General features: G+C 39.5%; 10 protein-coding genes and 1 pseudogene. 5 read left to right on the top strand and 6 right to left on the bottom strand.

Annotated features, from left to right (window positions below; genetic code table 11):
• Window positions 1–18 precede the first annotated feature (18 nt).
• The 3 genes and pseudogenes from CAL6303_RS09825 to fdxB form a co-directional block, all read right to left on the bottom strand.
• A pseudogene (locus CAL6303_RS09825) lies at window positions 19–282 on the bottom strand (cbb3-type cytochrome c oxidase subunit I); the annotation flags it as partial.
• A gap of 209 nt (window positions 283–491) precedes the next feature.
• The gene (locus CAL6303_RS09820) at window positions 492–1514 is read right to left on the bottom strand and encodes a cytochrome c oxidase subunit II (protein WP_015197694.1); all 1023 of its coding nucleotides are present in this window, start codon (window positions 1512–1514) and stop codon (window positions 492–494) included.
• 443 nt (window positions 1515–1957) lie between these two features.
• On the bottom strand, window positions 1958–2248 hold the full coding sequence (fdxB, locus tag CAL6303_RS09815; RefSeq protein ID WP_015197693.1) for a ferredoxin III, nif-specific: 291 nt from the start codon (window positions 2246–2248) through the stop codon (window positions 1958–1960).
• Window positions 2249–3418: 1170 nt separating this feature from the next.
• Between fdxB and CAL6303_RS09810 the strand changes: the two genes are divergently transcribed.
• From CAL6303_RS09810 to purN, 4 genes are all read left to right on the top strand, one after another.
• Window positions 3419–5005, top strand: a complete 1587-nt coding sequence (locus CAL6303_RS09810; protein WP_015197691.1) for a helix-turn-helix domain-containing protein — start codon at window positions 3419–3421, stop codon at window positions 5003–5005.
• Window positions 5006–5246: 241 nt separating this feature from the next.
• On the top strand, window positions 5247–6128 hold the full coding sequence (locus CAL6303_RS09805) for an SDR family oxidoreductase (RefSeq protein ID WP_015197690.1): 882 nt from the start codon (window positions 5247–5249) through the stop codon (window positions 6126–6128).
• 752 nt (window positions 6129–6880) lie between these two features.
• Window positions 6881–9844 (top strand): substrate-binding domain-containing protein, encoded by a 2964-nt coding sequence (locus CAL6303_RS09795; protein ID WP_015197688.1) that lies wholly within the window; start codon window positions 6881–6883, stop codon window positions 9842–9844.
• A gap of 97 nt (window positions 9845–9941) precedes the next feature.
• Window positions 9942–10601: a phosphoribosylglycinamide formyltransferase gene (gene purN / locus CAL6303_RS09790; protein WP_015197687.1), complete on the top strand. Its 660-nt coding sequence runs from the start codon at window positions 9942–9944 to the stop codon at window positions 10599–10601.
• A 411-nt stretch (window positions 10602–11012) separates the two neighbouring features.
• Here the strand turns inward: purN and CAL6303_RS09785 are convergent, their stop codons facing one another.
• The 3 genes from CAL6303_RS09785 to CAL6303_RS09775 all read right to left on the bottom strand — a co-directional run bounded on the left by CAL6303_RS09785 (window position 11013) and on the right by CAL6303_RS09775 (window position 14563).
• Window positions 11013–11192, bottom strand: a complete 180-nt coding sequence (locus CAL6303_RS09785; protein WP_015197686.1) for a hypothetical protein — start codon at window positions 11190–11192, stop codon at window positions 11013–11015.
• Window positions 11193–11406: 214 nt separating this feature from the next.
• Window positions 11407–13434, bottom strand: coding sequence for a S8 family serine peptidase (locus tag CAL6303_RS09780; protein WP_015197685.1), 2028 nt, complete (start codon window positions 13432–13434; stop codon window positions 11407–11409).
• Window positions 13435–14176: 742 nt separating this feature from the next.
• A complete protein-coding gene (locus tag CAL6303_RS09775) occupies window positions 14177–14563 on the bottom strand; it encodes a hypothetical protein (RefSeq protein ID WP_015197684.1) in 387 nt (128 codons plus the stop codon).
• Between the two features lie 105 nt (window positions 14564–14668).
• Here CAL6303_RS09775 and CAL6303_RS09770 point away from each other — a divergent pair, with 105 nt between their 5' ends.
• Window positions 14669–14962, top strand: a complete 294-nt coding sequence (locus CAL6303_RS09770; RefSeq protein ID WP_015197683.1) for a DUF6439 family protein — start codon at window positions 14669–14671, stop codon at window positions 14960–14962.
• Window positions 14963–15130 lie beyond the last annotated feature (168 nt).

The raw sequence follows: 15130 nt of genomic DNA, 5'->3' as shown, positions 1-15130 counted from the left end.
CATATCACGGCATCTACACAGCCAATCTAAAATCATGATTGTCCCGTGATTTGTCATGAAAGCGTTGTAGAGGTTGGGATCCAAGACATCAGAATCCGGTGTGGCAAGTTCTAAACGCATTACCACAGCCATTAATCCACCAATTAGGTAGAACAAAAAGGATGTGACTAGATATTGAATACCGATAACTTTGTGGTCGATATTAAAAGTAAAGTAGTGATACCATTTCCAAGCTTTAGGATGCTCGGTATCAGATGATACTTTATCAAGTTGGATTGTCATAGTTACATCTATTTAGATACTGCTAAAGAAGAAGCAAAGGGAACAGGGGGGATAAAACCCCGTCTTTTGTTACCGAGTTGTCATTGATAATATTGTCTAAAATGTAGAGACGTGACATGTTGCGTCTGACGACGATTTTGTTAAATACAGGGCAAGAGGGAAAAATTTCTTCTTCACCTCCCTGTTTCAACTCCTCTGTCCATACATTTCTAACTTTTCAACGCTACTGCTTGAATTGCCTCAACCTCTGGTGTTTCCAAATTTTCGGGTAATTCTTCGTTGAATTCTGGTTCTAATTCTGGCTGAATTTGCTCTTGAATTTCCACCTGAATTTCTTCTTGAACTGCTTCGGGAGGTTTTGGAGGTGGTTCAATAACTGGACGATTTGCCAAAAGCCAACTTTGATAATCTTCTGGTGTGTGGACAATCACACGCGATCGCATCGAACCGTGATACCCTCCACATAATTCAGCACAAACTATCGGGTATGTTCCGGTTTTGGTAGCAACAAACCTGAGTTGAGTAGCTTGCCCAGGAATTGCATCCTGTTTAATCCGGAATTGAGGAATCCAAAAAGAGTGAATCACATCAGTTGCAGCCAAGTTTACTTGGACATCTGCACCAATGGGAACATGTAACTCACCCGTATTAATCTCATCTTTGGCATAGTTAAATAACCATGCAAATTGCATCCCGGTGACATCTACTGTTAAATCGGCTGTTTTTCCAGAAGTTCCACCTAAACCAATGTTTGCCTGTTTGCCTGCTACTGGAGTTACTTCTTCATCTAAAGTTCCAGCTACAGCAGTTTGAGACATGACATGGTATGAAGGAGAATTACCTGCCTGACTCATCATGTGATGACTTCCAGCCCCAAAACCACCCATTTGGGTAAATACATCAACACTATATATTCCTAAACCAATCACAATAACTGAGGGAACTGCCGTCCAGAAAATTTCTAAAGCAAGATTTCCTTCAATTGGTATACCATCACCATCATCACCACGACGACGACGATATACATATGCAAATACTAATATTGCACCTTCTACTATTAAAAATAGAGCGACGGCAATAGTGAACATCACATTAAAAAAATTATCTACCAATGGCGCTTGTTGCGATGCTTGTACTGGCAGAAGGTGGTGATTTTGACCAACCCAAATACTGACAATTGTGATTACAATTCCAGCCAGTAGGGTTAACAGCGAAACAGGAACTTGTTCCATACAAACCTGCTCTGTTAAAGTTATATAAAGGACTTTATTGAAGTTTGTTAGCTAATAACTATTAACAGGTAATGTTGAGATTTAAACCTGAGTTATAAATATCAATTCAATATCAACTCAATATCGGCATGTAGAAGATATATGTATAATTTTTTATAACTACTAATAGTTAAAAGCTAAACACTATCACTATTGTCATCCATAATTTTCAAATAAACAAATTACTTTAGATTTTTTTCGCTATTTTTATAGTTTATGTACATCCCTTCAAAAATCTCTCCATATTTCCAAATTAAAAAGATACTCAACTCCCTCCAAGAAGTCGAGTATCTATGTATTTATTCCTGAAAGTAAACTGTGTTCCTATTTTAGGTATCTTTGCTTGCAGTTTACGATTAATCAATTAATCCCCCTGGAGACAAATCTCAAATTGTCTAACCAGATTACTGTTCTAATGCTGCATGGGTATAGCAATTTTTTGAGCAAATTCTGGCACAAGCTTGACAACCAATACAGTTATCAGCATTTTCTACAGTCATTACTTTTTTTTCAACTTCGTCTTCGTCTTCGTCTACAAATTCTCCTTCATCATTTACTGCTTTAAGTGATAATACGTTGTAACCACAAATCTTAAAACATCTGCCACAACCGATACATTTATGTTTATCAATATCCTGGACATATTTGGGAGTCCAAGCTTTACCACCGAATGTTAATCCTGTAACTGTAGCCATTACTTTACCTTCTATTTTTGAACTAAAAATTGTAAGAGGTTTTACCCTCATCAGAGTTTTAAGACTCTGCCCTTTTTTTGATATTAGCAAATGATTTTTTTGATAAATTTAATGTTTGTTTTTTATAGTTACAATCTGGCAGTAAATAGAGGTTTTTTTTTCGCTATATGCAATAAGTTTGCAATAGTCTATTAGTATGTCTGAGAAGTTGGGAAATGTATAATTTTTTATTCTGTAGCTTCTATCCAGTTTATGATCTTCCGAGAAGATACTATACGTCTAAGATGATGTTTATTAATAAAATATTAAGTAGGGTGTGTATAGCCTGACGGTATACCCTACGGGAAGCAAGCTACAAGAAAAGGGCTACGCAAGAATTTGAGAATTGGAGTAAGTGAGAATTTGCCCTAACGCACCAATGTAGCTTGTTCAATAATACTAATAATTCTCATTTAGTTAGAAGAACATCCAGATAAAAATAGATAGTATATGAAAACACACTATTTGATGAATAAAAGCCTCAATTAATGATTTACAAGAACGAAGAATTAAATAAATACATTTGAATTTAAAATAGTAGTGTTGATAACATAATTATACCTTTGATAAATTATTAATAATATTAATAAAGGGGACATATAAGTTAATCTGATATTCTCATATGAATTAACCGCAGATTGGATACTAGTTGGACGATTAACGGAATCAGGGATCATAAATTCTGCCTATGTCGATTTAAAAAATCATTCAAGATATAGGCAAACTTTTAGGAGTTTAGGAATGTACGTTGCCCCTACCAATTCAGTTGTTATATTCTTTCTGGAAATTGGCATCAATGAGGAAATCAATAAATTACAGATGTTATAAAATAAGAGTTTAGGTTCTGAAAATGCTATATGGAATAACTAAAATTAGTATTGATGATTTTCAAGCTCATTAGGAACAAACTTATAATTTTTATCATGGAATGTTATAAATAAGAAATGCATACAATTAGGCTCTGAATTAATAATCTTGCATAGCTTAAAGACGGATGCAAATTACTGGAAGAATCATGACTTCTTATTAAATGAATATTATTAGGTTGGTTATGAGGTAAAAACTCAGAAAATTAGGTAGATCCGGCGTAGATTCCAACAGCCAGAATACGCTTAACATGGCAATTGCCCTATGTCTTACACGATTCCGAATATGAGTTGCATTGGATGTGATAAATGTCGCCCCCAATGTCCTACAGGTGCTATTAAATTAGAAAATAATGAGTATTGGATTGATCCGTCTCTTTGTAACAATTGTGAAGGCTTTTACTCAGAACCTCAATGTGTCGAAGTTTGTCCCATAAACATCCCGATCAAACTACAGACGAAAAAAGGAAGATGTAAAGTTGAAGCTGGAGTTGCAACCAGTCCAGATTTATTTTCTAATGGCAAAAGTAATCCCTTTGCATCATCGATTGCAATTTGGGAAGCATGTAATGTTTTAGCTCAACGTGGTTCATTAGCTTGGGAAATAGATTCTGAGGGTTATATATCTTACAGTCGTCAGGTGAATCAGGGCAAAGGCGCGATCGCATTCCATCTTACAGCCGCTCAGGATACCGATCAACTGGCAACGGAGCTAAAAGCTGTGGAAGCGCTAGATATTCGTGCTGCCTGTGTTAACTTAATTTTTGCGGCTTATGCCACAACTGTAAAACAAGCTTGGCAAACTGAATTTATCTTGAGTGACAAGCAGCTGGAGAAATATCTGGGACTGGAAAAACGTAAAGATTTAACCAAATCGGCAAAATTGCACCTAATTAAAAGTTTGGTAAATCAAGTTTGTTCGCTGATTGTTTCCATTAACTGGTTCCAACAGGGAAGAATTCGCGGTTTTGATATCGAAAAAAGCCGTCTGTGGGAACTAGTGGAAACTCAGCATCACTTCCAGCAAGATGAAATTGGATGCAAATATCTAACTGGTTTAACTTTTAAAGTCAAAGCTGGAAAATGGTCACAATATTTTCTAAATCGACAAGCATGTAAAGAACGAACTGCTTTTTATCAGTATGGTAGTTTACCTAAATCACTACTGAATACGGCAATGAGTATGTGGCAACAACATGAGGGTGCCACCAGACTGATGTTGTGGTTACTATTTAAAACTAAAATGGGCAAAGAACAACGTATCACTGTCCCGACACTGCTTCGTGTTGCCTATGGTGAAACTAAAGTGGCAACTGCTTATCGGCAACGGGATGATAGAAAACGTTTGTTACGAACTTTTGAAAGTGATTTGGAAGTTCTTAACCACTTTGGATTGAAACCCAATTTTGACCCCATTACCTATCCACCGAATATTCAGCCAATGTGGGCAAAATTAGTGGATATTCCTGAAGATCCGGAAGAAGCGATCGAATTCTGGATTAATGATGGTGGTGGTAAAAATAGGTTGACAGATATAGGACCCCGTGGTAAGTGGAATCTGTTGATGAATGCGCGCATTTTGTCCTTTGAACTACCCCCGGAATTAGAACAAGCAGCTTCTAGCGCGCGGAAAAAACAAACAATTGCCAAGGAAAGGAGAAAAACCAGAACTGTCAGCGGATTATTGGGTGAGCAAATTTCCCAAGCACGCAAAAATCTCAACCTTTCACAACGAGAACTAGCGAAGCTTGCAGGGAAGAGTCAAAGTTGGATTCGGGATATCGAAAATGGTCGTCTTAAGGTTAAATCGGAAGATCAAGGTGTTCTGAAAAAAGTGTTAGGGATTGGTTGAATCAGTTATCAGGGAACAGGGAACAGTGTTAAAAAGTGATATCGGGATTATTGCGTAAATTCTATTTTTAACAAAATTTGGGGGTTTAATTCCCCAGGAATCAACGACGGCAGCGCGTTTTCGGGGTCTGTCTTACAAACTTTAACGCAGGCACAGCCCCCGTTAAGTTTGCGCTAAATCCCCCTTACAAAACATACTCATTACTCATTACTTATCTTTTAAGTTGACTCTGCGAGGTTCTATGGTCGAACAGGTTCAAGGTACAGTTGTAATTACTGGAGCATCTACGGGAATTGGTGAAGCTTGTGCTTTAATGTTAGATAAATTGGGTTTTTCTGTGTTTGCTGGTGTGCGGAAAGAAAGTGATGCTGAAGCACTCAAGCAGAAAGCTTCATCTCGATTGACACCAATTTTCTTAGATGTAACTGATGCTGAGTCGATTCAAGCTGCGGTAAAAACCGTTTCCCAAGCTGTGGGTAATCAGGGAATTTGTGGATTAGTAAATAATGCTGGTGTTGTGGTTCCTGGTCCTTTAGAATTAGTAGGAATTGCAGATTTTCATCAACAGTTATTGGTGAATGTTACCGGACAATTGGCTGTAACTCAGGCTTTTCTGGGTTTATTGCGTTCGCATCGCGGCTCCGATGGAGCATCGCATCCCGGTAGAATCGTGAATATGGGTTCAATTAGCGGTATCAGTCCATCTCCCTTTACAGGTGCTTACAACACTTCCAAGTTTGCCCTCGAAGGAATGACAGATGTCCTACGGATGGAATTAAAACCTTGGAATATCTCAGTTTCCCTGATTGAACCAGGTGCGATCGCAACTCCAATTTGGAGTAAGTCTTTCGTTCAATCGGATGTTGCTAGGGCTACTTTATCAGAATCAGCAGAACATTTGTATGGTGCAGCAATGAATTCTGTGCGTCAACGGATAGAAGCGATCGCTTCTGGAGGAATCTCCCCTAATATCGTTGCTAATGCTGTAGTTCATGCTTTAACTGCCAAAAAACCCAAAACTCGCTATTTAATTGGTTCTGATGCCAAATTAGGTGCATTCCTCAAACATATATTACCCGATCGCCTTCACGACAAACTTATTTTATTCTCCATGGGATTATAAATTCTTTACATCCCTTATTTCTTCAAGAAGTCGAGGTTCTAGAGATCAAATACTAATCCTGTTTTTTTCTTTTTACTTTTAGCTTTTTATTTTTTACTTTGAAAAACATGCCCCACAGCTTAGTTTTACTAATTGTTGAGATTATCGCCGTATTACTGATTTTTCAGACGTTAGTTAGTGTTTTGAAAACTGTCTTTAGTACTGTAGTGTTAATTTGTATACTAGCGATAGTCATGACATTTTTCGGGTTTAGTCCTCAAGATTTATTGCAAAAAGTTATGAATCTTCCACAAACTATTCAAGAATTGGTCACGCATTTAAAAGAAATTACAGGGTTATAATCAGCTAAACCACGTCTGTGAAAATTAAGATCCCTAACTTCTACTAAAAGTCAGGGATCTTGTTGCTGTTGTCAGGGAATTTATCTATCTCCAGATAGATGAATCATTGGATCAAAATTGTGTATTTATATTCGCTTATGGGCATATAACTACTAGAAGCAATTTTGTCGAATCGAAAACTGATCAACCAGTGACTCGAAATTCAAAACATTAATCAAGTTTAAAAAAAGATAAACACAATGTTGACGTGACATTGAAACAAGGTACAGTAAGACCTTGTATAGCTTGTCACAAGTATCTAACAAAATTTTAGACAAACGTAAAAACGATAGTATAATTAGCCCTGCTCCCAGGCGCGAAAGATAGCAATTATGACTAGCCTGCTTTCTGTTTCCTCTACCTTGATAAGATATGTGGCAAAAAGAAAAAAAATATAGCTCTATAGTCAGTATAGCCTTCTTGCTGACATTAGCCTCCCAGCCTTTGGTAACGACATTCTTTTTTTCTCCCTTAGTAGTAGCACAATCGCCAAGTCCAGAACCGTCGTTTCCTTTACCTAAAGCGGTTCCCACTGGTACCACTGTCAACATTGATGGTTCCAGTAGTATGGCGCGGATTAACGACAACCTCAAACAAAAATATGAGCAGCAGTACCCAGGTACGAAAGTTAATATTACAACCAACGGTACAAATGCAGCCCTAAAGACTCTGCTTGATGGAAAAAACGTTGATATAGCAGCCATTGGACGTGGTTTGACACCACAAGAACAAAGCAAAGGACTAGAGCAATTTCGCTTACGACGTGAAAAAATTGGTATCGTTGTTGGGGAAAAAAATCCTTTCAAAGGTAATTTAACTAACCAGCAATTCGCCAAAATTTTTCGAGGTGAAATTACCGATTGGTCACAATTGGGCGGTGCTAAAGGTAAAATCCGTTTTATCGATCGTCCTAACGATAGTGATACCCGCGAAGCTTTACGGAATTATCCGTCTTTTCAATCGGCAAAATTTGCCACTGGTGCAAATGCAACTCAACTCAAACAAGACGATACTGCCCTATTGGTGAAACAATTAGGTAAGGATGGGATCGGTTATGCGATCGCTAATCAGATTTCACAGGTTCCAGGACTGCGTGTACTCAAATTACACCAAACCCTACCAGATAATCCTAAGTATCCTTTTTCTCAACCGCTGGTGTATGTTTTCAAGAAAAACCCCACAGCACCTGTAGCTAGCTTTTTGGGTTTTGCAGGTGCGGAACCAGGAAAAATTGCTGTAGAAGCAGCAAGAACCGCTGAAGCAACAGCTGTAGCTCAAACTGTAGCACAGGCACCAGCACAGGCACCAGCCACAACTGCTACACCTGGAGTGACAGTTTCCCCCACTACCGAAGCAGTAACTAACACTAATACCACTACATCCACCACAGTAACCTCTCCTGATGGGGGAACTACCACCACCGTAACCAATAACGGGAACCAAGCATTTGTTCAAGGTACTTCAGAGACTGCTGCTGGTGGAAGTGAAACTACACCTTTCCCCTTATGGTGGCTAGCTTTACCCGTAGCAGCCTTGGGTTTATTATGGTGGTTAATTGGTGGAAAAGGGAAAAAAGAAAAAGAGCCACAACAGACCATTGCACCTGCCACAACCTTACCCATACAAGGAGCTACTAATACAGTTTTACCAGTAGGTGAGCGTGAGTTAACAACTAGTAACTCTGATCTTTCTGGTGCAGTTTTGGGAACTACTGCTGCAATAGCAGGTGGTGCTGCTGGAGTTAGTTTATGGTCGCGTTTAGGTAATCCAGTTACTGAAGATAGCAATCATGATATAGAAAGTGTCACTACAAATAACACAGAAATTAACACGGAAATTTCTTCAGACTTAGAAGAACCCGCCGCTGTCGTTATGCCCTACACTGGCTTAACTGGTATGCCACAGGGTGACTCAGTGGACACTCTCAACGCAGATATACCTAATGTCGAAATTTCCCCTGTTGATGATTTACCACCAGGACATTCAAATTTACTCGATAATGTAGATCTTAGTTCATCTGGCGTAGATGCACTAGCTGCTGGTGCAGGTGCTGGTTTATTGTCAAGGTTTGCCAATACAGATGATCAACAAACCAATCAAAATCAGGAAATTCAAGACACCACAAAAGCTGAAGCTACACCTCCTACATCCACTAACTATGTTTCCGAAGTATTACCAGATGTTTGGGATGATTCGCAGACTAACAACAGTGGAAATATTAGTTCTAGTGAAATAATTGTTGAAGATGACCAGTTTCCAGTTATTTCCGAAGTTCCTGAAATCAATACTGTCCAAGATACTAATTTATTAGCAGTTGATGAACCTCAACCTGAGGCAAATTGGTTGGATAATATTACATCCACCGATAATACAACCGCTGCTGGTATCGCAGGAGTTGCAGGAGTTGCAGGTGCTGGTGCAGCTTTATGGAATCAATTTGCTAACCGTGACAACGAACAAAATAATCCCGAACCGATTGTAAACCCAGAAACTCAAGTTAATACATGGGTTGATAATTCTACAGAAAGCGGATTAGATTTAAATACAGTTGCAGATGCTGCTGAGTTTCCCCAAGATGCAGCTGCTTTAGACACAGAAGCATCGAATATTCCAGATTTTCAAGTTAATGAAGACCCCAATCCCATTGCTTTAGCGGGTGGTGCCGCAGCCGTGGCAGGAACTGGAGCGGCTTTGCTGTCAAATTTTTCAAATTCTCCGCAAACACCCACTGTAGTCCAAACTGTAGACACAATTCAGCCTAATCAACCCCACTCTCAAAGTGGTAACATTATTCTGACTCCACGCACGCCAAAATGGGCTTATGCCTCTTGGCATGTCAGCGATGCTGAAAAAGAAATACTGCGCCAACAAGGCGGCTCACAGATGACTTTGCGGTTGTATGATGTCACTGGAATTGATCTAAGTTATCAAGAACCACAATTAATTCAGCAGCACGAATGCCAAGAAGTTACCGAAGACAGGTTTGTGGCAATTCCTGTGAGCGATCGAGATTACATGATCGAGTTGGGTTATTTAACAGATGATAGTCGTTGGTTGCCGCTCACTCGCTCCTCTATTGTACGTGTTTTCAGTCGTCCCCATGATGAATTTTGGTTTGAAACAGATGCCGAATTAATTATTCATGGTGCCACTAAACCAGGTTCAAATGTCTCAATTGCAGGACATCCTATTAAACTCAAATCTGATGGTACATTTCATTTACGGGTTCCTTTTACCGAGGAACTACTTGATTATGTGATGAAATCTGTGGCAGTTGATGGAGACAAGGATAAAACTGTTCATGTGCGTTTCTCTCAAAATGAATCACAAAAATAGCTAAAACCGTGTAGAGACGTTCCAGTGGAACGTCTTTAGACATCTCCAGAAATTAATTGTGCATTGCCTGAAGTGTCAAATGATTATTAGCTAAGATATGTATAACATGAGTTTAGTTTCACCTGATATCAATAATTACCAGATGACTTCAGGTGAATCTTTAAAATTGGGTATTATGGCTTCGGGAAGTGGTAGTAATTTTGAAGCAGTTATCCAAGCCATCGAATCTGGGAAACTGAATGCTCAGATTCAAGTTTTGATTTATAACAATCCTGATGCTTATGCAGCAGTCAGAGCTAAAAAGTGGAATATACCAGTTGTTTTATTAAATCATCGTGAGTTTGAAAGCCGTGAACAGCTAGATCATCAGATTGTTGAGACTCTCAAAGAACATGATGTAGAATTAGTAATTATGGCTGGCTGGATGCGGTTAGTAACTCAAGTATTAATCGACGGTTTCCCTGATAGAATTATCAATATTCATCCCAGTTTATTACCGAGTTTTAAAGGCGTTAATGCTGTGGAGCAAGCACTAGCTTCGGGTGTAAAAATTACAGGTTGTACCGTGCATTTAGTTTGTCTAGAAATGGATAGTGGCAAAATTATTATGCAGTCAGCAGTGCCAATTTTAGAAGATGACACCTCAGAAAGTCTTCATGCACGTATCCAACAGCAGGAACACCGCATTTTACCAGATGCGATCGCGTTAGCGTTCCGTAGGAATATCGCTTTTAGCGGGCATCGCCTATCGCGTTAGCAGTTCAATTAAGCAAAAATTGCTATTAGCTATTAGCTATTAGCTTTTAGAATCAATAGGTTATACCAATTTAAATAATGATTGCAACATATGCAACGGTAGAGACGTAGCACTGCTACGTCTCTACAAATATCTATCTGTCGCGTTGTTTTTTCAAGTTGGTATTATATAGCTTCTTTTTCTTTAACTGAACTGAACCGTATTGAACTATAAACAACAAAAAGAACCTGATTTCATCGTGAAACCAGGTTATCTGAGTATGCGAGATCCCCGACTTATTTAATAAGTCGGGGATCTTAAAACCCTTGCCTTATTGGACTAGTACAAGACGGCGTAAATAAGCAGACCATTATTAAACCCTGAAAAGCTCAGTAATAATCAGCTTTCCCTACTGCCTACTGCCTTCATGTACTAGCGTGATTCTGTACCTTGATTTGGGCTACCTACTACAGAATCATTAGAGCCAGATTCTGGTGCTGCACTGTCTTTGCCCTTAGTTTTTACGTCGCTGCCAGTCTTGCGATCGCTTTCTTCAACAGGTGTGTTTGTGTCTGTACTTTCTGCGTTTGGTGATTTTTTATTTTCAGACATGATTATTTAGTTCCTTTATTGTTCTTGCTGTTATCTTAATCGGCAAGACAAAAGGAATTCATCTTTCTTTAATCTGATTCGGTTTTGGTGTTATGTCTATCAAAAGAGTTAGGGAGCAGTATATCTAAAGCAGAATAAACACAGCAAATTTTTGTTGACAAATATATTAAATATTAAGAAAGACGTTCCACTGGAACGTCTCTACAGGTAAATTTTATGAAACTCGCGCCACTAAAGCATAAGATTGGGGATGCAAAATCCGATAAGCATGAACAATGATTTCTACTTTCCCAACTGGAATATTATTCCAAACGATTTGTTCGACATTATTGCGACGATCAAATTCGCTAGATGTAGGAGCTACATTTCCATGTCTTTCTTGAGCATCAGCAGTTTTCACAATCAAATCTAAGTCATTTTGTAGCGCTTCTCCAGGGTAATCTGTCCACACTAATGTGACTTTTAAAGTGGATTCACATTCAGCAATTTCCACTTCGATTTTTTCTTCCTGCTGAGTGTCTAAAGCAGTTTTTTCATCTTGGAAAATTACCCGCTCTTTTTCACCTAGAGGTGCTGTACTAGCAGCTAAATCAACTCTGCCAAATCCTTCTGAGAAATTAGGAATATCTCCAGCATCGGAAGGTACATATTGACCTGTAATATCTTTAGCACCATTGATTAAGAGTGCTTTAACTAAAGCTGCACTGGGTTGTGGTTGGTTTTCTTGTTTTTGCAGATATTCCCGCACCACCGCTGCACAACCAGCTACCAACGGTGTTGCCATGCTGGTACCAGCAAGGAAAGCGTAGAGAGGATCATCAGATTTGCCAAACATTGGATCTATTTTGGCATCGCGGGAGTAAGCAGAAAGAATCGCAGTCCCAGGGGCAACTACATCGGGTTTGATACGTTCATTTTTAGTTGGTCCGCGACTGCTGAAAGCAGCTATGCCTTCGGGGTTGTCTGACCAACCATCGGAAGCAATGGGTTCAGTTTTGTAGCGTTGTAATTTGCTGTAGGGTTGCGATTGTTCTGGTCGGTTATTTTCGCTAGCACCAACCGAGATACAATTTTTAGAAGTGCCGGGTGCCCCTACTGAACCAGTATCAATTACACCATTCATGTCTTTGTCGCGTCCATCGTTACCAGCGGCAAAGCAGATTACCATATCACGGTGTTCCCAAACAAATTGGTCTACTTGGCTACAAAGTATGTTGTAACCTCCCCGCGTCGAAGCACCCCAGGAATTGGTATGGACGCGAGCGCCATCATTTTCATAGGGTTCTTTGAACAATGTGTTGAGGTCGTCAGGGATACCACCCAAACCACCACTCATATCAAGGAGGGATTGTACTATTAACTTTGCTTTGGGTGCTGCACCGCGAATTGGTCCACCCATGGTTTCGGAAACACCATCACCAAGAACGGAACCGCATACATGGGTACCGTGTCCATCCGGGTCTGCTGCTCTTCTTTGTCCGAGGGGATATAGTTTGAGAACTCTACCTGTGAAGGCTGGGTGAACGTCTTCTGTAGAGCCTTTGTCAAAGCCTGTATCGGCAACAGCAACTACTTGACCTTCGCCTTCAAATTTGGCGATGCTGTGGGTTTTATCAGCGTTGATGACTTTAACAGCAACGTTATTGCAGAGTTGAGGAGTGACATATTCTTCGATGTGACGCACTTCATCGATTTTTGCCAAATCATCTAGATATTGGGGTTGGATTGAAAGTCGTAGAGATTTGGTGTTAAGTGGTAGTTCTTCGGCGTTGAGACGGGCAGCTGTGGCAATACGCGATCGCAGTCCCTCATCAAGGGTAATATTATTGTGAAGTACAAGGGTCACGGCTTGCGGTTTTCTGGTCATCCGCAGCTTTGGATTCACATTTGAGAGTGAAATTAGGTTGCCTTTGTTGACGTTAATACTGGAATCCCGTAACTGAGGTGGAATTTTAAACCCTTCTAAATATACATTTGCCCAATCCACAAAGGCTAAATTCCGCACTGCATCCAAGTTTTCTGGATTATAGCGACATACATAGGTGTTTTCGGGAACAAATTCTAAAATCTCTGCCCCTAATGCTGCTAATTGGCTTTTTTGCTCACTATTTAGCGGTTGAACAGTTTGTACCAGGATGTAGTTGGAGTTGGAACTATCGGGACTAATTAGATTAGAGGCATTCATCGCCTGACTTTGAGCTTCTGGATCAATCGATATACCGTTAATTGTAATTTGCACCATATTCTTTAGACTGATAGTTGGGACTTACAAGGGCTATTAGCGGTTAACTATTAGCTTTCAGTTGCTTGGGAATTTTAATCCCGATTGATTCCTACACCGTAATAGATGAAGATTTCTGAATTTAGTTATCAGGAAATTAAAAATTTAATGGCTAACCGCTCAGAATTTGTTCAATCTGATTCTGACAATTATTACCACTAAAAAAATAAAAAACCACTTTTTTTTACAAAATCATGAGAATATACAGCCAATTTTTTTCGCCAAAAAACCTGTATAAGACTTATTCTATAAGACTTATAGCTAAATGATAACCATTATTCTATTTGTATATAAAAGTACAAAAAAGTATTTCAAAAATGTAACAATTAGAGAATTAGTCAAGGAAGGAATGAGAACGAAATTCCAGGACTGGTAACTGCAAGGCTTACGCAGCTGGCATATTTTGTCTGTAGGATCTATGACCAAAGGCAACATGGTACAAGCCTCCCCTTTTAAGGGGAAAAGTTTTTGCTTTCGCTTTTCTTGCTTCCTCCAAAAACCCGCCTTCTGCATTCATTGACGCTGTGAGAATATTTGAACGAAGCAATCAGACTTATAGCCTCACTCACTAATCACAGATTGTGACACTTGCTCCCAACCATCAACGATTACTATCTAACTTAATCGAAATAGCCTTTAAAGCTTTCTGGCGCTGATTCCAACTACCCACTGCCTGATCATAACTATGATTTTTCCTACCCACCTAACCGATTGTTGCCGATTTTAATAACCAGCCGATAATTATCCCCAATCCCCCAAACCGAACAAACTGCCAAAATGGCTGTTTGACGCTTCTCCAGGTAAATAGGCGACTTTCTAAGTTAATTTCCAGTACTTCCAACTGCTGCTGAATTAACTTGAGTTCCACTTTCATTTCCGGAAGCTGGTTTTCCTCCAGTTCATGGAGACGTTGTTGAAGTTCAGCTTGCAGTTCTTGATCAGTTTCTACCTGGAAAAATCTATCCTTGAGAGCAAAGAGCGAACTACTTACATCGCGCAAGCTTCCCTCAAGCTCTAAAAGCTCGTTTTCAAATTCCGATAGTTGGTTTTCTTCACCCGAAGGTTCAGATGGTGGTTGAGGATGCTTCATGCACAAGTAGTAAACTAAGGTTAGATGCAGGTATTTTACTAGTCATACCAGATCCGTTTATATTACACAGTTTTCTCAGTGGCAAATAGTTAAGGATCAATAATCATGACTAAACCTCCCTCACCCCCACTTTTTTCCCCTATGTCTCAAAATAACAAACTCCAAGAATTAACTACCCTAGAACTCGCTCAAGCGTTAATGGAACGTTTGAGTATTTCCCCTACTGATTGGCATCGTCTCAAATCTAACCGCAACGCCCGCGCTAGCGAACAGGCAGCCGCAGCATTAGTGTTTTTACTCAAAGATAACCCAGAGGATGCTTTAGCAAAGTTTAACCAAGCTTCTGGCTGGCTAGATCGTTCAATTTCTGCTCCACCTTGCCCGTCTCATGGAAAATAAAAAAGTTTTGAAAGAAATACCCTAGAAGAGTACCCCTACATGAGCAGAGGCAACCTTCGTGAGATAAAAAGATTCTAGCCCACGAAGGCTGGCTCTGTTTGTTTAGCCGAATGGACGAGGTTTAAAATTCTATTTCTCAATTCTTCCATCCCCCAATTGTAAACTTTC

Origin of the sequence: Calothrix sp. PCC 6303, assembly GCF_000317435.1 — a bacterium.
In the GTDB taxonomy this organism is placed as follows: domain Bacteria; phylum Cyanobacteriota; class Cyanobacteriia; order Cyanobacteriales; family Nostocaceae; genus PCC-6303.
Note: the sequence above shows the minus strand (reverse complement) of the source record. Positions and strands in the feature narration are given on the sequence as shown.